A 26,516-nucleotide genomic window follows, 5' to 3' on the forward strand; every position below is an offset into this window, starting at 1 on the left:
TTAATATTTCCGTTGTAATATTACTGTCATTTAGCGGTGACAAAATGCAGCAGTTTTGAAAATTAGTCTTTTGTGATTATCCAAGGAAATAACATGAAATTTGTAAAATCGAGCTTATGCTTAGCACTATTAAGTGGTTTATCTTTTAATGCACTTGCCGACGTAGACATTTACGGTAAAGCGAATGTAACAGTGCAATCATCTGATGATGGCGAAGGGTCTTTTACCGAGATAAAAAGCAATGCATCTCGTCTTGGTGTTAAAGGTTTTGAAAAAATAAATGATAGTTTAGAAGCCGTTTATAAGTTTGAGTTTCAAGTTGATGTGTCTGATGCTGATTCAAAAGGCGATAACGACGACAATATTTCTGCGCGTAACCAATACGTTGGTTTAAAAGGTGCGTTTGGTCAGGTTGTAATTGGTCGTAACGATACTGCGCTTAAGCAATCTCAAGGTAAGTTAGATTTATTTAACGACCTTGAAGGCGATATTAAAAATGTATTTAAAGGTGAAAACCGCTTAGGAAACACAGTTAGCTACTCATCAAACTCATACGAAGGCTTTAAGGTACTTGCTACTTTTGTAGCTGAAGATGATGTAGACGCTGATAACGGTTATTCAATGGCGGTGACATACGGTGACGTGGCACTTAAAAAGAGCGCGGTATACGCCTCTATTGCAGCCGATAGTGAAGTAAATGGCTACGACGTAGTACGTGCATCAATCCAAGGTAAAATCGAAAACTTTAAATTGGGCGCAATGTACCAAACACAAGAAGCAGTAGATGGCAGCGCAGAAGCGGATGGTTACTTGCTAAATGCTGCTTACAGCATGGGTAACAACACATTTAAAGTGCAATACCAAGATATGGACTTTGACGACAGCGACGATAAGTCAGCAATTTCAGTTGGTCTTGATCACAAATTAAATAAAAACATTAAAGTATTTGGCTTTTATTCAAGCTTCGATATGGACAACAACGTTGACCAAGACTACGTAGGCTTAGGTATGGAATACAAGTTTTAACTATTCGCTAAATTAGTTAAAACACTCCCTTTTTAACCGCGCTCTTTTGAGTGCGGTTTTTTTTGCTTTAAATTATTTACTTAGCCGCCCATAATAGAGCTTCATTTGGAATGAGGTGCGAGTCCTCGACTGTTCCCGCAACTGTAATTAGCGCAAAGCTTTAAGTCAGATACAAATGGTATAATACCAATTTTATTAAAAACATGATCTTTCTAGCGAATTAAATAACTTACTAACTTCGTTAAAAATTATTCATATAGAACAACTATATGTCATAATTTCCGCCTTGTTATTAAGCTATTTATTTGTCGCTATAATAAATCACTAATTTAATGCAATTGGTATGAATTCTTTTAACGAGCGGGTTTACTCATTTTTTCTTGTAGTGCATTAGTATTTTTATCGCATTTTTAGTGAGTTTAACCTAGGGTCTGCTGATCTTTGCGGATTAAAATTTGTTCAAACTAGGGGCTATTTAATCGCGGCGCGAGGTTTGTAACCTAGTGGGCTAAGTAAAAACCGAGCAACAAAGAGTAAATAGCCCCTAGGAAGAACCCTTTGGGCAGCGCCTGTTTGGCATTAATGCTACGTTATCGCCCATTTATGGGGAATAACCACACTACATAGGCTCTGCCTTGCCTAAATACCAAACAGACTGTTGCAAATTTAACCTTGAAAGATCAACAGACCCTAGCCTAGGACTGACTATTGCACACTCAAACGCCATTAAATAAACCATTACTAAACGTTAAAAACGTATCATGGGGTATTGGCAATAAAACGATCCTCAAAAAAATAAACCTTAAAATAACCACAGGTAAATTTGTTGGTTTAATTGGACCTAATGGCGCAGGTAAATCGAGCTTATTGCGTTGTTTATATCGTTTTAATAAACCCAGTGATGGCGTTGTAGAGTTTAACAACACCGATATTTGGCAGCTAAAAAGCGATGAGTACGCAAAAAAAGTAGCGGTTGTTTTACAAGAAACCCCCTCGCAATTTAACTTAAGCGTATTTGATGTTATTGCGCTTGGGCTAACGCCTCATAAATCGCTATTTAGCTCGGTAACTAGCATTGATAAACAAAAAATTACCCAAGCTATCAACACTGTAGGGTTGGCAGAACATAGTGATCAAAGCTTTGAGTCGCTCTCAGGCGGTGAAAAGCAACGTGCCTTGATAGCCCGCGCCATAGTCCAGCAACCTCAACTGTTAATAATGGATGAGCCAACTAGCCATTTAGATGTTAAATACCAAATACAGGTTATGGAGCTTGCTAAATCGTTGGGTGTAACGGTATTTGCATCGTTTCATGATTTAAACTTAGCCTCTGCAATGTGCGATGAACTAGTGGTTATTAAAAACGGTGAAATTACACATACAGGTACGCCAAGGATAGTATTAACCGAAAACATGTTAGGCGACGTTTTTGGTGTCTGCGCCCAAGTAAATGACCACCCGCAAATATCGAAGTCGGGAAATAGCATCCCTCATATCACTTACTTTTATGGTTACAAATAATATGAGCGCAGTTAATAATCTCCACTCATTTGCGCTATTTATAAGTGTTGTAGCTGCTTTATTTAGCTTATTTGCAGCACTTAGTTTTGGCGCAGCAGAGACCTCACTTCAAGACGTACTTAATAGTTTTTTGCTCTCAAATGATGCGTCTTTTAATACGCGTATTATTTACGAGCTAAGAATGCCACGCACATTACTCGCCTTTTTAGCAGGCTCTGGCTTAGCAATTGCGGGGCTTATTTTACAAACGGTAACGCGCAACCCTTTAGCCGATCCTTACTTATTTGGTATATCGTCGGGTGCCTCATTTGGTGTGGTGTTACTTATGGCATTAGCAGGCATTAGCGCAGGCTTTATGTTATCGGCAGCAGCACTGCTGGGCAGCTTACTCGCTATGAGTTTATTAATACTTATTGCAGGTAGGCAGCAAAGTGCACAGGTAGAATCAATGTTATTAGCTGGTGTTGCTCTGTCGTTTTTATTTAGTGCATTTACCAGTTTGTTGCTTTATTGGAGCGATCCTCAGGCGGTAGCTGCTATTTTATTTTGGACACTGGGCAGCTTTGCTCGTGCGCAGTGGGCTACGCTTTGGTTACCTTTATTGGTAATTACATTGTGTACGTTTGTAATGCTGAGCTTTAGAAGGCAGCTCAATGCTATGTTACTGGGCGATGAAAGCGCAATTACATTAGGTGTGAGAGTTCAGCGCTTTAGAATACTTATGCTGGTTTTGAGCTCATTAATTACCGCTGTGCTGGTGGCTATGTGTGGTGGTATTGGGTTTGTAGGATTAATGGTACCGCACATTGTGCGCTTTTTTATCTCCCAAGGCACCATCGCTGGCTTACTGGTAACCAGCTTGGTGGGCGGTACATTTATGGTGTGGGTTGATGTACTTTCGCGCTCCTTGCTAAAAAACCAAGAGCTGCCCGTAGGCGTTATTACTGCTGCTATTGGTAGTGTGTTCTTTTTAAGTTTATTGTTTTTTAGAAAGCGAAGGGTGTAATTCCATGAAAACCTTAATGGTGCAAGGCACTACTTCCGACGCTGGTAAAAGTACCCTAGTTGCAGCCCTTTGCAGGGTATTTGCTAAGCGAGGGTTAAAGGTTGCGCCTTTTAAACCACAAAATATGGCACTTAATAGCGCAGTAACAAAAGATGGTGGCGAAATTGGTCGTGCGCAAGCTTTGCAAGCAATAGCGGCTAAAGTAGAGCCCGAAATAGACTTTAATCCTATTTTACTTAAACCTAATAGCGATACGGGCGCACAAGTGATTATTCACGGAAAAGCCATTAGCAATATGGAAGCGGGCAAATATCACGACTATAAAAAAGTGGCGATGGATGCAGTAATTACCTCACATAACCGCTTAGCTAAACGTTTTGATTTACTCCTTGTTGAAGGGGCGGGGAGCCCTGCTGAAATAAACCTGCGTGAAAACGATATTGCCAATATGGGTTACGCCGAAGAGGTAGATTGCCCTGTCATTATTATTGCCGATATTGATAAAGGTGGTGTGTTTGCACATTTGGTAGGTACGCTTGCGTTGTTAAGCGAGTCAGAACAGGCGCGCGTAAAAGGCTTTGTTATAAACCGCTTTAGAGGCGATATAGGTTTGCTGCAAGGCGGGCTAGATTGGCTTGAAGAATACACAAACAAACCCGTGCTTGGCGTATTACCTTATTTGCACGATCTTGCGCTTGATGCCGAAGACGCCGTCGCAATTGATAATAACGTAACCAACGCCACAATTAATATTGCAGTGCTACTTGTTCCCCACATTAGTAACCACACCGATTTTGATGCACTGCGTTTGCACCCAAACATTAATATAAATTACGTGCGCCATACGCAAACGATCCCAGACGTTGATCTGATAATTCTTCCAGGTAGTAAAAATGTGCTGGGCGATTTAAACTTTTTGAAAAATGAAGGCTGGGACACTCAAATTAAACGCCACTTACGCTATGGTGGCAAAGTACTTGGTATTTGTGGCGGCATGCAAATGCTGGGCAATACAATCAATGATCCCGATGGTATTGAATCGTCATTAAAGCAAGTAAATGGGCTTGCTTTGTGCGATTTTGAAACCACGCTAACAGCACAAAAAGTATTAACCAAAATAACCGCTACACTACTTTTAAATAACCAACAAACACCCTGTAGTGATTACGAAATACATGCAGGAATTAGCCAAGGTACAGCGCTTAATAAGCCATTTTTAACCTTTGATGAAAGCCATCCACATGGTTTTACGTTTGATGGCTTTATTAGCGATGATAACGCCATTGCGGGCACCTATTTACATGGTTTATTTGATGAAGCCGATGCTACATCGCAAATTTTAAAATGGGTAAAACCAAGCGCCTCAATTAACCCAATTAGTATTGCCACTCATCGCGAGCAGCAGTTAGAACGATTAGCAACCATGTGCGAAACGCATTTAAACATACAGCAAATTATCTCGATTTATGAAGGGCACAATAATGACTGAACAAAACAACGATAAGCACAAGCAGCGCCAACAAAAAGTAAAAGAACAAGTGGATGCACGTGTTGCTGCAGCACAAGATGTAAAAGGTATTTTTCAGGTAATTACCGGTAACGGTAAAGGTAAATCAACCTCGGGTTTTGGCGTTGTAGCACGCTGCGTAGGGCATGGTAAAAAAGCAGCCGTTTGCCAATATATTAAAGGCACGTGGGAATGTGGCGAGCGTAATTTATTACAAGGTGCAGGCGTTGAGTTTGTTGTAATGAACACCGGTTTTACCTGGGATACGCAAAATAAAGAAGCCGATACAGCGGCCGCCCAAGCAACATGGCAAGAGTCAAAACGCATGCTTGCTGATAGCAGTATTGATTTAGTATTACTCGATGAGCTTACGTATATGGTGACCTACGGCTACGTTGATTTGGATGAAGTAGTAACAGCACTTAATAACCGTCCGCCCATGCAGTCAGTTATTATTACAGGACGTGCAGCACACCGTACTTTAACAGACCTTGCCGACACTGTAAGTGAAGTGCGTAATGTAAAACACGCATTCGATTCAGGCATAAAAGCGCTTGAAGGGTTTGATTACTAATGTTTAAAGCGTTTTTTATTGGGCTACTGCTTTTTAGTGTATCGGGCAGTGCACTTGCAGAGCAGGTTAATGATTCTAAAAAACTGCGAATAATCGCGCTTGCACCACATATAGTCGAAAACCTATTTACCATAGGGGCGGGCGATAATATTGTGGGCACGGTTGATTACGCCGACTATCCTGCTGAGGCCCAAGGTATTGAGCGCATAGGCGGTTATTACGGTATCTCGCTTGAAAAAGTATTGGCGCTTAAACCTGATTTAGTCATTGCGTGGAAAAGCGGAAATCAAAGCGAAGATTTAGCCCAAATAGAGCGCCTGGGCATAAAAGTATATTTAAGTAACCCGACCACAATCGCTGGTGTGGCCGATGAATTACTTACTTTTGGTGAATTTACAGGGAATATTAAGCAAAGCCAGCAAGCGGCAAATGCATTTAAACATAAGCTAAATGGTATTGTTAAAAGCCAGCAAGATAAAAAAAATATTACCGGGTTTTATCAGTTATGGGCTGAGCCCATGATGACAGTAAGTAAAAATACATGGATAAGCCAACTGATTGAAACATGCCATGTAAGTAATGTATTTGCACAGAGCGTTACAGATTACCCGCAAATTAGTATCGAAAATGTCATTGTTACTAAGCCACAAGTTATTATTATCCCTGATGAAAAATCAAAAACGCCACAGCCGGTTGTTAATTGGCAAAAGTGGCCAGAAGTGCCAGCAGTTAAAAATGATCAATTTATTAGCGTAAATGCCGATTTATTACATCGTTTTACTCCGCGCATGCTAGATGGACTCGCGGATATGTGTGATAAAATAGACGCATCACGTAAACAGATTAAGAGTACACAATGAGCGATTGGGCTACATTTTTAGAAAGTGAATTACAGCAACCTTACATGCAGGAAACGTTAGAGTATGTGGCTAATCGAAGCAATGAAGGTGTTGCTGTTTATCCGCCTGAACCTCAAGTATTTAGTGCTTTTGATGCCACAGCACTAAATGACATCCGCGTTGTAATTTTAGGACAAGACCCATACCACGGAGAAGGGCAAGCGCATGGCTTGTGTTTTTCGGTATTGCCTGATGTAAAAAAGCTGCCGCCGTCGCTTAAAAATATGTACAAAGAGTTAGCTACCGATATCAGCGGTTTTGCTGTTCCTGAACATGGGTACCTGCAAAGCTGGGCAGATCAGGGCGTGTTTTTACTCAATACAGTATTGACCGTTGAGCAAGGGCAAGCGCATTCTCATAAGCATTTAGGGTGGGAGCAATTTACCGATAATGTAATAGCGCATATTAATAAACACTGCGAAGGTGTGGTATTTATTTTATGGGGTGCACATGCACAAAAAAAAGGTAAAGGCATAGATAGCGCTCGCCATCATGTTTTAAAAGGGCCGCATCCATCACCGCTTTCGGCGCATAGAGGCTTTTTTGGCTGTCAGCATTTTTCAAAAACGAATGAGCTATTACAAGGCCAAGATGAAAAACCGATTAACTGGCAGGTGTAAATAACCTGGGCTCCGAATAATAAATTTATCTCATGCAGCTATTTTCAGCGCATTAAAAAAGGCTTCCATATATCGGAAGCCTTTTTGTTTAGTTGGGGCGTATTGAATTAAAAATCGAGCTCTTCAATTGCAATACTGTCTGTAAAGTAGTCTAGTTCTTGTAGTTCTTTACGTAGGCGCTGTTTGTCTTTTATTGCTTCTATTTCGCGCCATTTTCTTTTTTTATTTTTCTGAGAGGTTTTCCTTGTTGTATCTGGTCCTTCTAATATCTCTAATATATCGTTTAGGCTATCCATGAACTTCTCCTATTGATTTTATTGACCTCAAGAATACCTATACCACAGGCCTAGTTAAAATAGAATAAAAAAGTGACAGTTATGTTACATAAGTGTGATTAATTGATGAAGGTTTATACGAGGATTATATGAAGTCGATATGAAGATTATATAGAGGGGTAGCGTATTTTAGGCATAAAAAAACGCCGCTATTGCGACGTTTTTAAAACACGATTATAGCAAATTACATTGCTTTAAAGCGCGCCTCTAGTTGTTCTTGTGCATCAGCAAAAGAGCGAATACCTTCAGCTAGTTTTTCAGTAGCCATAGCATCTTGGTTATGTAACCAACGGAACTGTGCTTCTGTTAATGGCTCTGGTTTTGGCTCTTGTGGAACATCGCTTTCAAGCAAATATTCTTGTGCGCCTTCAAGGTTACCTAAATCTTCTAAAAGATTAGGGCTAATAGTTAGCTTGTCACAACCTGTAAGTGCAATAATTTCGCCTGTATTACGGAAACTTGCACCCATCACAACTGTTTTGTAGTCATGGCGTTTGTAAAATTCAAAAATGCTGCGTACAGACTGAACACCTGGATCTTGTAGCGGATCGGTTGGTTTTTCCATACCGTTAGCAACGTGCCAATCTAAAATACGGCCAACAAATGGCGAAATTAGAAATACGTTTGCATCGGCACACGCGCGAGCTTGGGCATCGCTAAATAATAAAGTAAGGTTACATTTAGTCCCTTCTTTTTCTAGTTGCTCAGCGGCTTTAATACCTTCCCATGTAGACGCTACTTTAATTAAAATTTTGTCTTTGCTTACACCTTCTTTTTCGTAAAGGCTAAGTAGGGTATGTGCTTTATCAATCGTAGCTTGCGTATTAAACGAAAGGCGTGCATCTACTTCAGTAGAAATATAACCAGGTACAATAGCGCTAATTTCTTTACCTAGTAATACGGCAAAGTAATCACATGCTAGTTCAAGTTGTTTAGCAGGCTCTTGCTCGGTTTCTTTTGCGTAGCTCCAAGCTTTATCTAGGTAAGGCTTATATGCTTCAATCTCGCTCGCTTTTAATAAAAGCGACGGGTTTGTAGTTGCATCTTCTGGTTGATGCTTTTTAATAGCTTCAATATCACCAGTGTCGGCTACGATAGATGAATGTTGTTTTAGCCTTTGTAGAGCTGAAGTCATTTGCTTTCCTCATTCCAAGCAAGTTAAAAGAAAAATCTAATCACTCTTAATATATACAATCCATACTGCAACAGTGTGACAATGCTTGATAGGTCTTATGTCCTGATCAATAAAAAAACGGCAATGCATGGGTTATTAAGAGAGGATTTATTTAAACAAAACGTGCTTTTCGTTTCATTTAATGTTGAAATTGACACTAAATAAATTACAAGTCAATAGCTAACTATGATCACTGTTATTTCACCTGCAAAAAATCTTGATTACGAAACGCCACCCGCAACAGACAAGTTCACTCAGCCTGAATTACTAGAGCACAGCGAAGAGCTCATGAAAGTATGCCGTGAACTAACACCAGCGCAAATTGGCAGTTTAATGAAAATTAGCGACAAGCTATCTGGGCTTAACGCAGCACGCTTTAGTGAGTGGGCGCAGCCGTTTACACAAAGTAATGCTAAACAAGCCGCACTTGCCTTTAATGGTGATGTATATGGCGGTTTAGATGCAAGTACGCTTAAAGCTAGCGAGCTTGATTACGCACAAAACCATTTACGTATACTTTCGGGTTTATACGGCTTATTAAAACCACTTGATTTAATGCAAGCTTACCGTCTTGAAATGGGCACCAAGATTGAAAACTCACGTGGCAAAAACTTATACGAGTTTTGGGGCAGCGTAATAGCGAATAAACTAAACGACGTATTAAAAGCACAAGATGCACAATATTTAGTTAACCTTGCTTCAAACGAATACTTTAAAGCGGTAGATAAAAAAGCGCTTAATGCACAAATTATTACCCCACACTTTAAAGACTGTAAAAACGGTCAATACAAAGTAATTAGCTTTTACGCTAAAAAAGCACGCGGCATGATGGCGCGATACATTATCGAAAATAAAGTAACGCAATTAAGCCAACTTAAAGAGTTTACTGTGGCGGGTTATTACTTTAGCCCTGAGGCAACAGTTAAAGAGCTTGAGCCGGTATTTATGCGCGACGAACAAAATTAGGTTTATAAGCTTAAATAAAAAATTTAAAAGCCATGCATTGCATGGCTTTTTTGATGTTGGCGTTATATTTGCAATCTCATCTAATATTAATGAGAACACTAATTAAATAGGCGCAAATAAAATGATCAGCATTCCGTCAATTGATGAAGCCGAAAAACTAATAGAAGAAAAGCTCGGAGGGTGGTTTGATGTTGTAATAAGTCATATCCCTAATTTTATAGTTGCGATACTGATCGCAATTGTGTTTTCAATATTGGCACGCTTTGCTGGCAAGCTGATGAAAAACGTATTACGCCGCTCACTCGACTCAACACAAATTGCCGACTTAATGGCGTCAATTTTTAAAGTTATTGTGTTGTGCATAGGTTTATTTATAGCGCTCGATTTTGTTGGCTTAAAAGGCACCGTTACTTCGCTACTTGCTGGTGCGGGTATTGTGGGTTTAGCCATTGGTTTTGCGTTTCAAGACATGACCGAAAACCTAATTGCAGGTATAGCAATGGGTGTACGTAAGCCATTTAAAACAGGTGATGTGATAGAAACCGATGATGTGTTTGGTTCGATACATTCTATAAACCTACGTAACACGCTAATAGAGAGCTTTTACGGGCAACTAATACTTGTACCAAACAAAGTCTTATTTAGAAATGTACTAAAAAATTACACCACGCTAGGTATAAGACGTATAGAAGTACCCGTAGGTATTTCGTACGGCGATGACATAGAAAAAGCAAAAGACGTTATAGTCGAAAAAATTAACGAATTTGACTTTGTAATACGCAAAGACGAAACCGCCGTATACGCTGAAGGCTTTGGTGACAGCAGCATCAACTTACTGGTGTGGTTTTGGATTAAATACCCAGGCGAGCCTGACTTTATGACGGTACGCCATAAAGGTATAGTTGCCGTTAAGCAAGCACTAGACGAGGCGGACATTAGCATTCCATTCCCAATTCGCACTTTAGATTTTGGTATTAAAGGGGGCGAAAAACTCGATGCCATGATTAGCGACAAAATAAGCCAGCAGTCATCAAATAAAGACAGTAGCGACGGTGCTGACTCTAGCCAAAGTGAGTAATTTAGTTAAAGCTCATTAGGCAAAAGCATTGGAAATAGTTACTTACCAACAGCGCATTTTTACAGAGTAAAAATGCGCTTTTTAATTAGTTCAAGTCACTTTTCTTTATTCATTAATTATTTTCTCCAGCAGATTTTGTAACGTATTTTTTATAAGGTAAGTTTCCCTTTTATCTATTTATTATGCAATTATTGGTTATACAAGGTGTATTTTTTAGATATTAGGGTTACAAACAAATGAAGTTAAAGATTAAATGGTTTACAAAAATAATTTTATTTTCAAGCCTAGTTATTAGCTTTATTTCAGTAGGTAACGAATATAATGCTAAATATGATGTGAGTTATAAATTAAATATAGATAACAATACCGCTGAAATGCTTTTTCTCGATAAAAACAAAAACCTTACCTCTACATTAATCTTACCAAATAAAGCGGCATATATTGAAAAAGAGAAGTTACGAGAGTTTTGTAGCTCAGATGATGTTTTATGCCCTAGAAAAAGTTATGAAAGTAACGTTATCACTTGGTCACCTGATAATGAATATTTAGCTGTGTTTGTGGGTAATACAAAAGGGTTTTGGTTTATCCCCAGTAAAGAGATAACAAAAGCCGCATTCAATAAAAATAATGTAGTTAAAGTCGGCTTACATACTCAAAACGATAAAATAAATATTGCTCTATTTCATGGCGCGGCAGGATGGGTTGATAATCATCATTACGTTTTTTCAGCGGGTTTAAGTGGTGACAATTTTGTTTATAAGTTTAACCCAAAAACAAAGGAACTTAAGGGTTTTCCTTTTGAGCTAAATGAAGATTCTACGGTAAGCAGTTTTAAAGAAGTTTTTGTTGAAAGTTTTAATTCACAAAAAAGTAGTTTTAAATTAAGTGATGTTATTCAACAACTAGATAAATTGAAATAACTACAAAAAATAAACATAAAAAAGCGCAGCTTGTGTTGGAGTAACAAGCCGCGCTTATGAATTAGTTATACAAATAAGTTTATGTGGTGCGTATTAAATAACACTAATTTTATTACGAATGATTTTAACCCCATCCATATTTTCTAAAAACTTTTGAGCCAGTGCGCGCTGAAAACCAGTTTGTGCTTCACCGTATAAATCTACTTCCCCATTTTTTACCTGCACACGAATATCACTTAACGCTAGGTTAGGATTAGTTCGTAGGGTGTTGGTGATAGCTTGTTGTAAGTTAGGTTGAGTGGCTACACTGCTTACTACGGCCATGTTGGTTGCTGCACTTACTTTTGTAGCGCAAGCTAATAAAAATAAACAACAAAATGATACTAAAGCGATAGTTAACTTGAAGCGGTTCATAACTTAATCCTTACATTACGGTGAATAGTGCAGCCACAATATGGAAATTCCATCGGCTAGGTTATCTTTGTAGTTACAATTTCGGTGCCAATATTAACGCTATGAAATATAAGGAAATTTTATTAAGTGGGAATTCAGGTGGGCAAAAATTACATTTAAATGAGTATGAGTTACATGCTTGGGTTACATATGTAACAGGTACAAACAGCAGAGCCTGCAAGGCTTGCATTAAAAAGCCGACAAAAGTCGGCTTAGTATAAAAATGTTTTAGGTTACTTTTTCTTTTTAACCTTAGCCTTTTTCTTGGCTTTCATTTTTACTGGATCTTTACGCTTTTTAGCTGGTGGCTTAGCTTCTTTATGCTGTGGCTCAACACCTCTAATTACACGGCGTTTTAATTTTTGTTCAACGTAGCGCTCTACTTTATATAAAATACCAATATCGTGTGCTTCAACTAGCGATATTGCTATCCCTTTTTTACCAGCACGGCCAGTACGACCAATACGGTGTACATATACGTCGGCAGTACGCGGCATATCAAAGTTAATAACGTGGCTGATGTCAGATACGTCAATACCACGTGCAGCTACGTCGGTAGCAACTAATATGCTTGTTTTGCCACTATGGAAGTTTTCCATGGCTTTCATACGTTTGTCTTGTGGCATTTCGCCGCGTAACCACGCCGCTTTTACATCATTAGTTGTAAGTTCGCCAATCAATGTTTCTAAGCGTTCGCGAGTTTTAACAAACACAATCGCTTTAGTTACGTCAGGGTTTTTTAGCGTATTAACTAATAATTCAAGTTTGTGATGATAATCGTCGGCTAAATGTACCCATTGGTGAATTTTAGCTTTTTCTTTACGTGACGATTCGGCTTCTAATAGAGCTGGGTCGTTTAATGTTTTTTCAGCAAACCTTTCTACGCTGTCACCTTCAAGTGTTGCTGAGAATAAAAAACATTGGCGACGATTTTTAGCTTCGTCACAAATACGGCTCATTTCTTTTTTGAAACCCATATCTAACATGCGATCTGCTTCATCAATAATAAGCATTTCTACGTGTTCAGCATGAAAGTTTTCGGTTTCTAGGTATTCCATTAATCGACCTGGTGTGGCGATTAAAATATCATTATTTTTTTCAAAAATTTCTTTATGCGTGCCGTAGTTAATACCGCCTGTTACTACACCAATTTTTAGGTGTGTGCGTTTAGCTAGCAGTTCACATTGTTCATGAATTTGATAAGCCAGCTCACGAGTCGGGGTCATAACGAGTACGCGCGCAAAACCAGGGTCACGACGTGGGAAATCCAGTAAGTACTGAATAGCCGGAATTAAAAATGCCGCTGTTTTACCTGTACCAGTAGGCGCAGATGCTAAAATATCGCGCCCCTGTAGTGCTTCAGGAATAGCTTGTTGTTGAATGCTGGTTGGCGTCTCGTAGCCCATTTTATTAATGGCATCGAGTAGCTTGTTATCAAGATCAAATTCAGAAAATTGCATAGAGTGTCTAAAATAAGGGACAATTACCCTGATTATACGCGCTATGCTGCGCTTGGTGAATGAAAAGGTGAAAAAATGTCTGGTTTTGTATTTAAACAATTTAAAGTTGAACACGACCACTGTGCAATGAAAGTTTCTACCGATGGCATTTTGCTTGGCGCATGGGCTAATTTAAGCGGTGCAAAGTCATTACTTGATATAGGCACCGGCACTGGCTTGTTAGCACTAATGTGTAAGCAGCGCAGTAATGAGCTTGATATAACTGCGGTAGAAATTGACGAAAGCGCCTATACCCAAGCATTACAAAATGTAGCTAATAGCCCGTGGCCAACTATAAGTATTACGCACCAAACTATTCAAAGCTTTAATAGTGAAGTTAAATTTGACGTGGTTATCTCTAATCCACCGTATTTTAATCACAGTTTAAAAGGCGATAATGTTGCGCGTAATACCGCACGTCATACCGACGGCCTAAGTTTTGAAGAGTTAATTAATGCGTTTAAACATTTAAGCCATAGTGGTTCTCGCTTTAGCTTAATACTCCCAAGCGTTGAAGGCGCATTATTTATTGAGCTTGCTACTCAAAATGGGCTTTATTTAAATGCTCATTGCCAAGTAAAAGCCACGCCCAACAAAGATATTAGCCGCAGTTTAATGACATTTAGCTACGTAAAAAGCGATATAGAATCATCAACCCTGTGTATTAGAAACTTAGATAATACCTACACTGCTGATTATATAGCCCTATGCAAAGCATTTTATTTGAAAATGTGAAGCAATTGTAAAATAGGAACGAATAACGCAAACTGACTAAAACCTATTGTTGAGAACAGATATGGATAGTCAGTTACCAAAATCTTTTATAATTATACTTGCCGTACTACAGGCTATTGCTCTTACCCTTTTGTATAGCAGTATAGAAAATAATGTGTGGCCAGCAACAAGCCCTACATGGTTAGTCTCACTTATTACATTTTCTATGAGCTTTCCTTTATTAATGCTAATGACCGTTAATAAAAATAATATAAAAACGTCGTTGCTTTTAATCCTTCCTTTTTCCTTGTTGTTATCTTTATTGGGGGCGTATGTTGGCTTTCAGCAAGAGCCTCAAGAGTACGTAAGTAATAACACTTTAATGTCAGTTTTTATTTTTACTAGTTTAATAGCTGGCTTTAAAGGCCTTATGTACATACAACAATTTGGTAGCTCAGAAAATGTTAGTTACAGTCGTTTATTTAAGCTCTCTTGGCGTAATTTTATAATATTTGGAGAATGCTGGCTGTTTGTACTTATTTTTTGGGGAATTCTAAATTTAGGTGCGGCTTTATTTGATATTTTAGATATAGAATTTTTCTCTGAGCTACTAAGAAATGAATGGTTTTGGATCCCAACCTTAACGCTCGCATTTGCCTTTGCGAGTGTCATATTTAGAAAGCTTTTGAACATTGAAGATAATATCGCTTTTTTACTACAAACTTTAATTAAGTTTTTATTGCCTGTTTTATCAGTTATTTCTCTCGGTTTTTTAGCAACACTTCCTTTTACCGGACTCAATAAATTATGGGAGACCGGAAGTGGCAGTTTATTAGTAATGTGGCTGCAGGTGCTCACGTTGTTTTTTGTTAACACTGTTTATAAAGATGACTCATCAGTTCGCCCTTATCACATGCTCTTGCACCGACTCGTTTTTATAAGCGTTGCGTTACTTCCAGTTTATAGTGTTATTTCTGCCTATGGAATTTACTTACGGGTAGAGCAGCATGGGCTAACAGTAGATCGTTGTTGGGGCATTTTGATTTGGTTTTTATTGGCGTGTTTTTCGTTTAGTTATCTTGTTGGAATTATAACAAAGCGAGACAATTGGCTAGAGCCGCTTAGCAAAATAAATATTGTGATGGGGTGGGTGGTGCTCGTTAGTATGCTTGCTGTTAACTCCCCTTTATTAAATTTTCAAAGCTTATCTACACACAGCCAAATAGCGCGTTTAGATGCAGATAAAGTAACAATAGAAAAGTTTGACTATTACTATTTTGAGCACAGCTTAGGTCGCCAAGGTTATTTAGCTATGCAGTTATTAAAACAGAAAATTGAAACGAGTCACCCAGAGCAATACGCTATCATCGATAGGATGTATGTAAATAACGAGTTTGCTTTAACGCTTGAACACACAGTCGATGATTTTATTGAGCGCAGTGTATTTTGGCCATCACAAGCGCTAATACCTCAAGGTTTAATAGAGGCAGTATTTTCTGAACAACATTTTTACGATCGTAACTCTTTAAAAGAACATACTTACTATTTCATTGGCATGGATTTAAACAAAGATGATGAACTCGATTTTATAGTGATTGACGAAAGTAATGAAAATATATCCGCATATTTCTGGTTATTCGACATGGGTAAGTGGCGCTCAAGGTATATGAATGTCGAAAATCCTGAAGAGATTAGATACCTTAAAAGCATGATTGATAATAACGAATTATCTTTAGTTGAGCCTGAATATTCAAATCTAAAAATAGGGGATGTTGTTTTTAAAGTGAGGTAATACGTAACTTTTTTTTATGCTACTGCCCCTTAAACCTAAACTAATGATTATTAGTTTAGGTTTTTTCTTTTAGTTTTTTATTTTATGTACAGCGCTTTAATAGTGTGTTTATAAATCACCTGATATGATTTAGCCATTGGCCACTTAATTTAAAAGGCAACACAGTGAAAAAGTTAAATAGATTAGCATTACTTAGCACGTTAGCAGCCACCATTTTTGCAAGCCAAGGTGTGTTTGCTGCTATTACGCCTGTAGGGCTTTGGAAAACGATTGACGAGGATACAAACCAAGCTAAGTCGTATGTACGTATTACCCAAACCAACGGTGTATTAAGCGGCAAAGTTGAAACCATTCTTAACCCGGCAAAACAAAACGATATATGCAGCAAATGTGATGATGAGTTAAAAGATCAGCCTATTTTAGGAATGACTATAATCACGGGTGTAAAAGCACAAGATGATGGCGTTTGGGGAGACGGTGAAATACTCGACCCAACAAATGGTAAAACCTACACTTTACAACTAACCCCGCAAGATGAAGGTGAAAAGCTCGAAGTACGCGGCTACATTGGCTTTTTTTATCGAAACCAATATTGGCTAAAAGTAGAGTAAGTTTTACTACTTATTTAATTACTAAACGTTAAATAGTTAAGTATTAACTGAAATCATTTTTGCGCTTTGCCTTTCTTACTCATTAAGCCAGCTATATTTAATTGGCATTCAATTTTGAGTAAATAATAAAGGAAAAAAGATGATTAAGTACATAGTTGCTTTAATAATGCTTAGCGCACTGTTAATAAGCGGTGGGGCAAATGCAAAGGATGATGCTGTAAATACGGGTTGGTTTAATAACACGGCTATTAAAGGGTACGACAGCGTTGCTTATTTTACGCAAAATAAAGCCGTTAAAGGCAGCGAAAAATACACGTTTAGTTATTTAGGTGCCAACTGGCACTTTTCGAGTGAAGAAAACAAAACGACATTTGCAGAAAACCCAAAGCGTTATGCACCGCAATACGGTGGTTGGTGTGCTTATGCAATGGCTGATGAAGGTAACGCTGTAGGTATAGACCCAGAAGCATTTTATATTCACGAAGGTAAGCTTTACTTAAACTATAGCGAAAGCGTGCAGCAAAAATGGTTAAGTAATTTACTACCATACATTGTTATGGCAGATGGGTACTACCCACAAACAACCAATGTGATGACGTTTCAATAAATTACTCATATTGCTAGGGCGTGTTGATCTTTGTGGATTGAAATTTGTTCAATCTAGGGGCGATTAAATCGCGGCGCGAGGTTTGTAACCTAGTGGGCTAAGTAAAAACCGAGCAACAAAGAGTTGATCGCCCCTAGAAAGAACCCAGAGGGCAGTGCATGTTTGGCATTTATGCTGCGTTATCGCCTATTTATGGGGAATAACCACACTACATAGGCTCTGCCTTGCCTAAAAACCAAACATACTGCTGCAAATTCACCCACCAAAGATCAACACGCCCTAATTAAAAAGCCCGCAACTAAACTAGTTGCGGGCTTTTTGCTTTTTATTTATTAGCTTATTAATTAAAGCGTTTCGCCGTATTCAGTCATTACCTGTTCAACCCATGTTGCAATGCGGTCGTCGCTTAGCTCGTATTGACTGTCTTCGTCGAGTGCGAGTCCTACAAACTGTTTACCATCAGGCGTTAATGCTTTTGAAGCTTCAAACTCGTAACTACTGTCGTTTGGCCAAAAACCAAGTTGAGTAAATGTTTGCGTATTTATTTCGTCGTGTAGCATGCCTAGCGCATCTTGAAACCACTGCCCGTAACCTTGTTGATCGCCCATGCCAAATAAAGCAATGGTTTTACCATTTAGGTTTACGTCGGCTATGTCGTCCCACTTTGACTCCCAGTCTTCTTGTATTTCACCAAAATCCCATGTTGAAATACCAAAGATGATAAAGTCATACTGCTCTGCATTTTTTAGTGGCTCGTCTTTAATATTGTGCAGGGTAACTATATCGGCACCAATAATGTCGCGAATCTTTTCTGCTGCCATTTCGGTGTAGCACGTAGTAGAACCAAAAAATAAACCAATTTGCATCGTATTTATCACTGTGTAATTGCCTGATATGATAGGCTCAAGTTTACCGTAAGGTATTTTTAATTGATACCTTAGCAAAGCATGAGAGCATAATGTGACAACGCTATCTGACGATTCTTTTGAAAATAACAGCAGTATGAGCAGTAATAGCGACTACCTAGAAACCTTTTTAGATAGCCTGTACTTAGAACAAGGCGTAAGCGAAAACACATTAAGTGCTTATCGCAGTGATTTAGATAAGTTTTGCCTATTTTTAAAGGGCGAAAATTTAATGACGGTAACAGGGCTTGATGTAGAGAGTTACTTAGCGCACCGAGTCGATTTAGGCTTAAAACCACGCAGTACGGCACGTAGTATTAGTGCGCTAAAGCGTTTTTATCAGTACTTTGTGCGCGAAAAACTAATTAGTGACACCCCCATGCTAAATATTTCTCAGCCAAAAGCAGGGCAGTCGTTACCTAAAACACTTTCAGAGGCTGAAGTTGAGGCATTATTAAATGCGCCTAATAACGAAGAACCGATGGGACTGCGCGATAAAGCCATGCTAGAGCTACTTTATGCAACGGGTTTGCGTGTAAGTGAGCTTGTTGGACTGCGCATGGAGCAAATTAATTTGCGCCAAGCAGTGGTGTTTGTAAAAGGTAAAGGTAATAAAGAGCGCTTAGTTCCACTGGGTGAAGAAGCCATGTATTGGCTTGAGCAATTTTTAAAGGGTGGGCGTGCGCAAATGATAAAACATGCCACCGATTTTGTGTTCCCATCTAAACGCGGAGTAGGCATGACGCGACAAACCTTTTGGCATAGAATTAAACACTATGCTATTTTGGCAGCCGTTGAGTCTCCATTATCGCCCCATACTATGCGCCATGCTTTTGCTACGCACTTATTAAATCATGGGGCAGATTTACGTGTGGTACAAATGATGTTGGGCCATAGCGATTTATCGACGACGCAAATTTATACCCATGTTGCCAATGAACGGTTAAAGTCGGTACACGCAGAGCATCACCCGCGTGCGTAAGTTTGAAAGTAAATATCATTAAGCCGGTCAATATATTAAGTATTTTTAGGATAGAGAGAAGTTATGAAAAAATTAATGTTAGCAGGTGCCATGTTGTGCACAAGTATTAGTGCATTTGCAAATGGCGTTGCTGTAACACCAGATGCTAATGATCCTATTATTACTAAATTTGCCGAGCTTGGTGTAACTGTAAAGCAAATTAATCCAAGTCCAGTAACGGGTTTAAAAGAATTGATTACTAATAAGGGCGTGCTTTACGCAAGTCCAGACGGTCAATATTTAATGCAAGGTACGTTAATTGACTTAAATAATCGTAATAACCTAACAGAGCAAGCATTAAATGGCGTGCGTGTTGAAGGTCTTAAAGAATACGAAGAATCGATGATTGTGTACAAAGCGCCAAACGAAAAACACAGCATTACTGTATTTACCGACATTAGCTGTGGTTACTGTCGTAAATTACACCGCGAGTTAGACGATTTACTTGATGCGGGTATTACCGTTAAGTACTTAGCGTTTCCACGTGGTGGCTTACAAGGTTCAGGTTACGCAGATTTAATGAACGTATGGTGTGCACGCGATCAGCAAGAAGCACTAACAGAAGCTAAATCGGGCACAAGCACTAAAGTAGTTGCAGGCTGTAGCGCACCGGTTGCAGAGCATTACCAATTAGGTCAAAGCTTTGGTATTAGCGGCACACCCGCTATTATTTTAGAAGATGGTACAATGATCCCTGGTTACCAGCCAGCAGCAGCACTAAAAGCAGCATTAGAAGCTAACAAAGCGTCGTAATTAAACGCTTAGTTATTATTAAAAAGGCCTTAATGGCCTTTTTTTGTCTTTTTAATACGACTCAATAAGTTAAAACCCTGCATGAAAAAACTAATCATTGCGCGTGAAAACGTTGACGACTCGCATCTGCCGAGTAATTTACACCCTGTAATTAAACAAATTTATGCTAACCGCAATGTATTCAATGCCGAAGAGCTAAATAACAGCGTAGCTACGCTTCACGACTTCAAATTGTTTAAAGACATCGACAAAGCCAGCGACTTATTAATTGAAGCATTAAAAGCGCAAAGCCAAATATTAATAGTTGGCGACTTTGATGCCGATGGCGCAACAAGCACTGCAACATTAATGCAAGGCCTTGAGATGTTTGGCTTTAAACATTTAGATTACTTAATTCCTGACAGGTTTAGCTTAGGATATGGCTTAAGCCCCGCGCTTGCTGAGCAAATAGTACAAATAAAACCTGATTTAGTGATCACAGTAGATAACGGCATATCGTGTATTGCCGGTATTGATATTTTAAAAGCGGTTGGCATAAAAGTGCTGGTAACAGATCACCACTTACAAGGTGAACAGCTGCCAAATGCCGATGCAATAGTAAATCCAAATAGACATGAATGTGATTTTCCGTCTAAATCTATTGCAGGCGTTGGCGTTGCTTTTTACTTATTAATAGCGCTGAGAAGCGTAATGCGAGATTTAGGTTATTTTGAGCAGCAACCGCCGCCTAATTTAGCTAACTTGCTCGACATTGTAGCGCTTGGCACGGTTGCCGATGTAGTGGCACTTGATGCAAATAACCGTACCTTAGTACACCAAGGTTTAGCACGTATTCGCAGTGGTAAAACACGCCCTGGTATTACCGCGCTTATTGAAGTGGCTAACCGCAATGCTGCCCGCTTAAGCGCAAGCGACTTTGGCTTTTCACTTGCGCCGCGTTTAAATGCAGCAGGGCGATTGGACGACATGAGTTTGGGTATAGCGTGCTTGCTTAGCACCGACATAAACCAAGCGCGTAGTATAGCCGGCGAGCTCGATAGCTTAAACTTTGCAAGGCGCGAAATAGAACAAGGCATGCAAGCCGAGGCGCAAGCCGTGCTTGATAGGCTCGCATTTAGCGACGATAACATCCCTGATGCTATTTGTTTGTTTCAAGACGATTGGCATCAAGGTGTTATTGGAATTTTGGCTGGTCGCTTAAAAGAAAAATACCACCGTCCAACCGTTATATTTGCTGGTGGCGAAAACGGTGAGATTAAAGGCTCGTGCCGCTCTATTGAAGGGCTGCACATGCGCGATTTACTCGAAGGGCTTAATACAGCCGACCCACACTTAATTAATAAATTTGGTGGCCACGCCATGGCAGCCGGCTTAAGTATTAACGAGCAGCACTTTAACGACTTTAAAAAAGCGTTTGATGCCGCTGTTAGCGCGCAACTGAGTGAAGAAAGTAAGCGCTGCATTGTATTTACCGACGGTGAGCTGCCAAACGACTGCTTTACGATGGAATTTGCCCAGCTATTAAAGCAATCGGGCCCGTGGGGTCAGCAATTTCCTGAGCCGGTGTTTGAGCATACCTTTGAAGTAATACAGCAGCGCATAGTAGGCGAAAAGCATTTAAAGCTCGTGTTAAAGCATCAATCTGGTCGATTAGTTGACGCCATTGCTTTTGGTATTGATGTAAAAGAATGGCCAGATACTGAGGCGAAGTTTGTAAAAGTAGCGTACCAGCTCGATATAAATGAGTTTAGAGGTAAATTTACGCTGCAATTAATAGTTAGAGAGCTTAAAAAAGTACACTAAAAAATATGTAATATCATGCATAAAATGCTAATAAAGCGCGCGGTTTTTTGTTAAAATCGGGCGTTTTTATCATTTGACGATAATTTATTGCGAAAATCCCATTTAAAGGGGCGCAATTACCTAGCCATTTTGGAGTGATGTACATGTTTGAAGTGAATCCTGTGATTAATCAAATCAAGGAAATTCGCGAACGTACTGAATTGCTTCGGGGGTACCTTTGACTACGCTCTTAAACAAGAACGCTTAGAAGAAGTTAACGCCGAGCTTGAAGATTCAGCCGTGTGGAATGAGCCTGAACGCGCACAAGCGCTTGGCCGTGAAAAGTCAGCATTAGAAGCTGTTGTTGAAACAATCGACAACCTTGTAGCCGGTACTGATGATGTTGAAGGCTTACTTGAGCTTGCTGTAGAGGCTGAAGACGAAGATACCTTTATTGAAGCGCAAACTGAGCTTGCTGATTTAAACGGACAGTTAGAAGGTTTAGAGTTTCGTCGTATGTTTTCAGGTCCTCATGACTCAAACGATGCGTACCTTGATTTACAATCAGGTTCTGGCGGTACTGAAGCACAAGACTGGTGTAATATTCTACTTCGTATGTATTTACGTTGGGGCGAGGCTAAAGGCTTTAAAGTTGAGCTAGTTGAAGCGACCGACGGTGATGTTGCTGGTATTAAAGGCGCAACTGTCCGCTTTGTTGGCGAATACGCTTACGGTTGGTTACGCACAGAAACTGGTGTGCATCGCTTAGTACGTAAAAGTCCATTTGACTCAAGTGGTCGTCGTCATACTTCATTTGCTTCTGCGTTTGTATACCCAGAAGTTGACGATAATATTGAAATTGATATGAATCCGTCAGACCTGCGTATAGACGTTTACCGTGCATCGGGCGCGGGTGGTCAGCACGTTAACACCACCGAATCGGCGGTTCGTATCACTCACGTACCAACAAATACCGTAGTGCAGTGTCAAAACGAGCGTTCACAGCATAAAAATAAAGCCCAAGCGATGAAGCAGTTAAAAGCTAAATTATTTGAGCTTGAGCTACAACAGCAAAATGCTGAAAAACAAACGCAAGAAGATGCTAAATCTGATATTGGTTGGGGTAGTCAAATTCGTTCATACGTACTTGATGACGCACGCATTAAAGATTTACGTACAGGCGTTGAAAACCGCAATACCCAATCGGTACTTGACGGTAACTTAGATAAATTTATTGAAGCCAGCCTTAAATCTGGCCTATAACCACCAAGCTAATAAAGAGCTAAAAAATGACTGATAAAATCCAAGACGAAAACAAGTTAATCGCTGAGCGTCGCGGCAAGTTAGACGCTATACGCGAAAATTGCCCAGCCAACGGTCATCCAAACCAATTCCGTCGTGAGCATTACACGGCTGATTTGCAAGCCCAGTTTGGTGATAAGAGCAAAGAAGAATTAGTAGAGATGCAAGAAGTTGTGTCTATCGCTGGCCGTATTTTAGCAAAGCGTGGACCGTTTTTTGTAATTCAAGACATGAAAGGTCGCGTACAAGCGTATGCATCTAAAGATGTTCAAAAAGATCTTAAAGAAAAATATGGTCAACTAGACACTGGCGATATTATTGGTGTTAAAGGCGCATTAAATAAATCAGGTAAAGGCGATTTATACGTAGAAATGGCTGAGTATCAATTATTAACAAAGTCACTTCGTCCGTTACCAGAAAAATTCCATGGCTTATCAGATCAAGAAACAAAGTATCGCCAACGTTACGTTGATTTAATTACTAACGAAGCAACGCGCGAAACATTCCGCATTCGTTCACAAGTAGTTGAAGGCATTCGTCGCTTTTTAGCAGACCGTGACTTTATGGAAGTAGAAACACCAATGCTACAGGTTATACCTGGCGGTGCATCTGCGCGTCCGTTTGTAACTCACCATAACGCGCTTGATATCGACATGTACTTGCGTATAGCGCCTGAGCTTTACTTAAAGCGCTTAGTGGTAGGTGGTTTTGACCGTGTATTCGAAATTAACCGTAACTTCCGTAACGAAGGGTTATCTACGCGTCACAATCCAGAATTCACAATGATTGAATTTTACCAAGCATACGCTGATTACATCGACCTGATGAACATCACCGAAGACATGCTTCGTACGGTTGCAGAAAACGTACTAGGTAGTGCAGTTGTAGTTAATACAACTAAAGACGAAAACGGCGAAGTAATTGACTCAGTTGAGTACGACTTTGGCCAACCGTTTACACGTTTAAGCATGAGCGATGCAATATTAAAATATAACCCTGAGTTTGATGCTGCGGTATTTAACGACCCAGAAAACCACTTTGACGAATTAAAAGCGTACGCTAAACAAGTGCACGTTAAAATTCCTGAAAATTGTGTTTGGGGCCCAGGTAAGTTCTTGTGTGAAATATTTGAAGAAACAGCAGAGCACATGCTTATTCAACCTACGTTTATTACTGGCTACCCGTGGGAAGTTTCTCCACTTGCACGCCGTAACGACGAAAATGCATTTGTTACAGACCGTTTTGAATTTTTTGTTGGCGGTCGTGAACTTGCAAATGGTTTCTCTGAGCTTAACGATGCACAAGACCAAGCTGAGCGCTTTACTCGCCAAGTTGAAGAGAAAGACGCAGGCGATGATGAAGCAATGCATTACGATGAAGACTACATACGCGCACTTGAGTACGGCTTACCGCCAACTGCAGGTGAAGGTATTGGTATTGACCGTTTAGTAATGTTGTTTACTGACTCATCAACAATTAAAGACGTTATTTTGTTCCCGCATATGCGTCCACAAGCTGACTAAGCTTTGGGTAGAACAAAGTAAGTTAATAAACGCCGCTTAATAGCGGCGTTTTTTTTGCTTTGCATTAGTATTTTAATTAATAAGTACTACACTAAAAATTAAATGTAGTTATTAGTGCTGGTTAATGTGCAATTCAGCTTCGCTAATTTATTGTTATTGGCAGTTTTTAATATTAAAACTAACAGTGCTATAACTTTTTAGTATGATTGTTTTTTAAACATATGTTGTATTTATGTAAAGGTTTTAGCTAGAATACGCACGAAATTTACACTGCTTGGTATTTAGCAGTTAAATATAGATTCTTAAAGGACTTAGAATAATAGTATGAAAGACAAACGAGTAGATGATTTATCAGAAGAATGCACATCAGAGCAAGAAAGAAATGCTTACTACCGTGCTTGTATTGCTGAATTTCAACAATTAGGTTACCAAGAACAGTATTTGGCTCAGTTAACTGATGACTTAGTTCCTGTGCTAGGTGTTAATCCTTCAAATAAAAATACGTAACCCGCTTAAATTTCAAACTAATTACACTTTTAAACCAAGCATATGTGCAATCTATAACCATATAGTCGTTTTTGGTAGAAAAGTGTTTGACATATTTTCTGAAATCTTTATTATACGCCCCACAAGACGGAGAGGTGTCCGAGTGGCCGAAGGAGCTCCCCTGCTAAGGGAGTATAGAGTTTGTAGCTCTATCGAGGGTTCGAATCCCTCCCTCTCCACCATTTTTTTAATGGCGTGTTTTGTAAAGTTTTAAAGTATGGGTGCATAGCTCAGCTGGATAGAGTACTCGGCTACGAACCGAGCGGTCGGAGGTTCGAATCCTCCTGCGCCCACCATACTTTAATAACTCTGCTTAGAGTCTAAATAAGCAAAAGCTCTACTTAGAGTTAAAATAAGTAAACTATAAAGTGGGTGCATAGCTCAGCTGGATAGAGTACTCGGCTACGAACCGAGCGGTCGGAGGTTCGAATCCTCCTGCGCCCACCACTTTATAGACTCTCACTTAGAGTAAAAACAAGTAATAGTAAAAATGAAAGTGGGTGCATAGCTCAGCTGGATAGAGTACTCGGCTACGAACCGAGCGGTCGGAGGTTCGAATCCTCCTGCGCCCACCACTTTCATGTTTTCATACACTTTTAAGTGTAAGAAAAATAAACCGATGGAAATCGGTTTTTTTATGTCTGAATTTATACGCTCTGCTTAGAGTTTAAATAAGCAATCTATGAAAGTGGGTGCATAGCTCAGCTGGATAGAGTACTCGGCTACGAACCGAGCGGTCGGAGGTTCGAATCCTCCTGCGCCCACCACTTTCATAAACAAGCCGACATTAAGTCGGTTTTTTTGTGCCTAAAATAAAGTGAAATGTAAACTACCACTCCTGTAGCCGCAGAGCTTGCTCGCGTGAGAAGCGGAAGCTTCTAATCACTGATACTTTATTTACGAGCTTTGCTCGTCGCGTCAGCAAGCTGCACGCCTACAAGTAAAACCAGCCCTAATCTTTAAATCTAAACTCCGAGTTTATTTATCCGTTGTAGACGCTGAGCTTGCTCGCGTGAGAAGCGCTAGCTTCTATTCCCCCCTCAAAAATATAATTTATAAGATTTTATTCGTTGGCAACGCCAGAAATAAGTAATTTATTCACAAAGAGGTTAAGAGGCGCTGCGCTTTTAGAGGTAGTAATAAAGCTAAGCTAAACTAATAAACCCGGGCTTATGTCTTCTCATTTACTTCTCTTTCGCTTCTCTTTGTGTAATAGATCTTTAAGTGGTTCATTGACCAAGAAATTAAATAACTAGAAGCGTTTAGCTCTAAGAAGGTTAAATACGGTCTTTAAGCTTAAAATGAGAGGTGGTATTTTCAAGTAAAACTAGCTCTAATATTTAAATCTAAACTCCGAGTTTATTCATTCGTTGTAGACGCTG

The 26,516-nt window shown here is 39.5% G+C and carries 25 protein-coding genes, 5 tRNA genes and 1 riboswitch; of the genes, 25 read left to right on the forward strand and 5 right to left on the reverse strand.

The features are described from left to right. Positions 1-93: 93 nt before the first annotated feature. From QL995_RS10510 to ung, 7 genes are all read left to right on the forward strand, one after another. Entirely contained in the window at positions 94-1,026 is a 933-nt protein-coding gene (locus tag QL995_RS10510; RefSeq protein WP_290294124.1) for a porin, read from the forward strand. A gap of 61 nt (positions 1,027-1,087) precedes the next feature. Continuing rightward, positions 1,088-1,222: riboswitch (cobalamin riboswitch) on the forward strand. Between the two features lie 512 nt (positions 1,223-1,734). Next, positions 1,735-2,547 (forward strand): ABC transporter ATP-binding protein, encoded by an 813-nt coding sequence (locus QL995_RS10515; RefSeq protein WP_290294125.1) that lies wholly within the window; start codon positions 1,735-1,737, stop codon positions 2,545-2,547. Between the two features lies 1 nt (position 2,548). Next, entirely contained in the window at positions 2,549-3,553 is a 1,005-nt protein-coding gene (locus QL995_RS10520) for an iron ABC transporter permease (protein WP_290294126.1), read from the forward strand. A 4-nt stretch (positions 3,554-3,557) separates the two neighbouring features. Further along, positions 3,558-5,042: a cobyric acid synthase gene (locus QL995_RS10525; protein ID WP_290294127.1), complete on the forward strand. Its 1,485-nt coding sequence runs from the start codon at positions 3,558-3,560 to the stop codon at positions 5,040-5,042. Continuing rightward, the gene (gene cobO, locus QL995_RS10530; RefSeq protein WP_007376484.1) at positions 5,035-5,634 is read left to right on the forward strand and encodes a cob(I)yrinic acid a,c-diamide adenosyltransferase; all 600 of its coding nucleotides are present in this window, start codon (positions 5,035-5,037) and stop codon (positions 5,632-5,634) included. Before QL995_RS10525 ends, cobO begins: the two co-directional genes overlap by 8 nt. Continuing rightward, positions 5,634-6,494 carry a cobalamin-binding protein gene (locus tag QL995_RS10535; protein WP_290294128.1) on the forward strand — a complete coding sequence of 287 codons (861 nt, stop codon included), beginning with the start codon at positions 5,634-5,636 and terminating at the stop codon, positions 6,492-6,494. The genes cobO and QL995_RS10535 overlap by 1 nt, the downstream gene beginning before the upstream one ends. Then, the gene (gene ung, locus QL995_RS10540; protein WP_290294129.1) at positions 6,491-7,153 is read left to right on the forward strand and encodes a uracil-DNA glycosylase; all 663 of its coding nucleotides are present in this window, start codon (positions 6,491-6,493) and stop codon (positions 7,151-7,153) included. The genes QL995_RS10535 and ung overlap by 4 nt, the downstream gene beginning before the upstream one ends. A gap of 107 nt (positions 7,154-7,260) precedes the next feature. On the opposite strand, the gene QL995_RS10545 is transcribed toward ung, so the two are convergent. Then, positions 7,261-7,449 (reverse strand): DUF3545 family protein, encoded by a 189-nt coding sequence (locus tag QL995_RS10545; protein WP_007583746.1) that lies wholly within the window; start codon positions 7,447-7,449, stop codon positions 7,261-7,263. 223 nt (positions 7,450-7,672) lie between these two features. Further along, positions 7,673-8,623 carry a transaldolase gene (tal, locus tag QL995_RS10550; RefSeq protein ID WP_007376481.1) on the reverse strand — a complete coding sequence of 317 codons (951 nt, stop codon included), beginning with the start codon at positions 8,621-8,623 and terminating at the stop codon, positions 7,673-7,675. Positions 8,624-8,848: 225 nt separating this feature from the next. Here tal and yaaA point away from each other — a divergent pair, with 225 nt between their 5' ends. The 3 genes from yaaA to QL995_RS10565 all read left to right on the forward strand — a co-directional run bounded on the left by yaaA (position 8,849) and on the right by QL995_RS10565 (position 11,626). Further along, on the forward strand, positions 8,849-9,628 hold the full coding sequence (yaaA, locus tag QL995_RS10555; RefSeq protein WP_290294130.1) for a peroxide stress protein YaaA: 780 nt from the start codon (positions 8,849-8,851) through the stop codon (positions 9,626-9,628). 121 nt (positions 9,629-9,749) lie between these two features. Continuing rightward, the gene (locus tag QL995_RS10560) at positions 9,750-10,706 is read left to right on the forward strand and encodes a mechanosensitive ion channel family protein (RefSeq protein ID WP_197187969.1); all 957 of its coding nucleotides are present in this window, start codon (positions 9,750-9,752) and stop codon (positions 10,704-10,706) included. A 236-nt stretch (positions 10,707-10,942) separates the two neighbouring features. After that, the gene (locus QL995_RS10565; protein ID WP_007583750.1) at positions 10,943-11,626 is read left to right on the forward strand and encodes a hypothetical protein; all 684 of its coding nucleotides are present in this window, start codon (positions 10,943-10,945) and stop codon (positions 11,624-11,626) included. Between the two features lie 93 nt (positions 11,627-11,719). Here the strand turns inward: QL995_RS10565 and QL995_RS10570 are convergent, their stop codons facing one another. Together QL995_RS10570 and srmB are read right to left on the reverse strand one after the other, a co-directional pair. After that, positions 11,720-12,040, reverse strand: coding sequence for a BON domain-containing protein (locus tag QL995_RS10570; RefSeq protein WP_010553266.1), 321 nt, complete (start codon positions 12,038-12,040; stop codon positions 11,720-11,722). A gap of 272 nt (positions 12,041-12,312) precedes the next feature. Beyond that, positions 12,313-13,539, reverse strand: coding sequence for an ATP-dependent RNA helicase SrmB (gene srmB / locus QL995_RS10575; protein WP_007376476.1), 1,227 nt, complete (start codon positions 13,537-13,539; stop codon positions 12,313-12,315). A 75-nt stretch (positions 13,540-13,614) separates the two neighbouring features. On the opposite strand from srmB, the gene QL995_RS10580 reads away from it, so the two are divergent. The 4 genes from QL995_RS10580 (at position 13,615) to QL995_RS10595 (ending at position 17,302) form a co-directional block, all read left to right on the forward strand. Next, positions 13,615-14,313, forward strand: a complete 699-nt coding sequence (locus QL995_RS10580) for a methyltransferase (RefSeq protein ID WP_290294131.1) — start codon at positions 13,615-13,617, stop codon at positions 14,311-14,313. A 61-nt stretch (positions 14,314-14,374) separates the two neighbouring features. Next, on the forward strand, positions 14,375-16,084 hold the full coding sequence (locus QL995_RS10585) for a DUF4153 domain-containing protein (protein ID WP_290294132.1): 1,710 nt from the start codon (positions 14,375-14,377) through the stop codon (positions 16,082-16,084). Positions 16,085-16,248: 164 nt separating this feature from the next. After that, positions 16,249-16,695 (forward strand): DUF2147 domain-containing protein, encoded by a 447-nt coding sequence (locus QL995_RS10590; protein ID WP_290294133.1) that lies wholly within the window; start codon positions 16,249-16,251, stop codon positions 16,693-16,695. Between the two features lie 139 nt (positions 16,696-16,834). Next, positions 16,835-17,302: a YHS domain-containing (seleno)protein gene (locus QL995_RS10595; protein WP_169044284.1), complete on the forward strand. Its 468-nt coding sequence runs from the start codon at positions 16,835-16,837 to the stop codon at positions 17,300-17,302. Positions 17,303-17,646: 344 nt separating this feature from the next. Here the strand turns inward: QL995_RS10595 and fldB are convergent, their stop codons facing one another. Continuing rightward, positions 17,647-18,168 carry a flavodoxin FldB gene (gene fldB / locus QL995_RS10600; RefSeq protein WP_007583764.1) on the reverse strand — a complete coding sequence of 174 codons (522 nt, stop codon included), beginning with the start codon at positions 18,166-18,168 and terminating at the stop codon, positions 17,647-17,649. Positions 18,169-18,262: 94 nt separating this feature from the next. On the opposite strand from fldB, the gene xerD reads away from it, so the two are divergent. The 11 genes from xerD (at position 18,263) to QL995_RS10655 (ending at position 25,901) form a co-directional block, all read left to right on the forward strand. Next, complete coding sequence (xerD, locus tag QL995_RS10605; RefSeq protein WP_290294134.1) at positions 18,263-19,189, forward strand: site-specific tyrosine recombinase XerD; 927 nt, start codon at positions 18,263-18,265, stop codon at positions 19,187-19,189. Between the two features lie 63 nt (positions 19,190-19,252). Further along, complete coding sequence (dsbC, locus tag QL995_RS10610; RefSeq protein WP_007583768.1) at positions 19,253-19,981, forward strand: bifunctional protein-disulfide isomerase/oxidoreductase DsbC; 729 nt, start codon at positions 19,253-19,255, stop codon at positions 19,979-19,981. A gap of 81 nt (positions 19,982-20,062) precedes the next feature. Continuing rightward, a complete protein-coding gene (gene recJ / locus QL995_RS10615) occupies positions 20,063-21,784 on the forward strand; it encodes a single-stranded-DNA-specific exonuclease RecJ (protein ID WP_197111703.1) in 1,722 nt (573 codons plus the stop codon). 143 nt (positions 21,785-21,927) lie between these two features. Further along, positions 21,928-23,026 (forward strand): peptide chain release factor 2 gene (prfB, locus tag QL995_RS10620; RefSeq protein WP_165722105.1). Its coding sequence is split into 2 segments (ribosomal slippage): positions 21,928-22,002 and positions 22,004-23,026, totalling 1,098 coding nucleotides; the frame shifts between segments, so codons are not numbered across the junction. 26 nt (positions 23,027-23,052) lie between these two features. After that, complete coding sequence (lysS, locus tag QL995_RS10625) at positions 23,053-24,588, forward strand: lysine--tRNA ligase (RefSeq protein ID WP_290294137.1); 1,536 nt, start codon at positions 23,053-23,055, stop codon at positions 24,586-24,588. A gap of 324 nt (positions 24,589-24,912) precedes the next feature. Further along, positions 24,913-25,095, forward strand: a complete 183-nt coding sequence (locus QL995_RS10630; RefSeq protein WP_010553261.1) for a hypothetical protein — start codon at positions 24,913-24,915, stop codon at positions 25,093-25,095. A gap of 128 nt (positions 25,096-25,223) precedes the next feature. Beyond that, positions 25,224-25,316 (forward strand) — tRNA-Ser (locus tag QL995_RS10635). 37 nt (positions 25,317-25,353) lie between these two features. Continuing rightward, positions 25,354-25,430: transfer RNA gene (locus QL995_RS10640), tRNA-Arg, on the forward strand. Between the two features lie 74 nt (positions 25,431-25,504). Further along, positions 25,505-25,581: transfer RNA gene (locus QL995_RS10645), tRNA-Arg, on the forward strand. Between the two features lie 51 nt (positions 25,582-25,632). Next, a tRNA-Arg gene (locus tag QL995_RS10650) sits at positions 25,633-25,709 on the forward strand. 115 nt (positions 25,710-25,824) lie between these two features. Beyond that, positions 25,825-25,901: transfer RNA gene (locus QL995_RS10655), tRNA-Arg, on the forward strand. Positions 25,902-26,516 lie beyond the last annotated feature (615 nt).

It is taken from the genome of Pseudoalteromonas sp. APC 3358, from assembly GCF_030408075.1.
In the GTDB taxonomy this organism is placed as follows: Bacteria; Pseudomonadota; Gammaproteobacteria; order Enterobacterales; family Alteromonadaceae; genus Pseudoalteromonas; species Pseudoalteromonas arctica.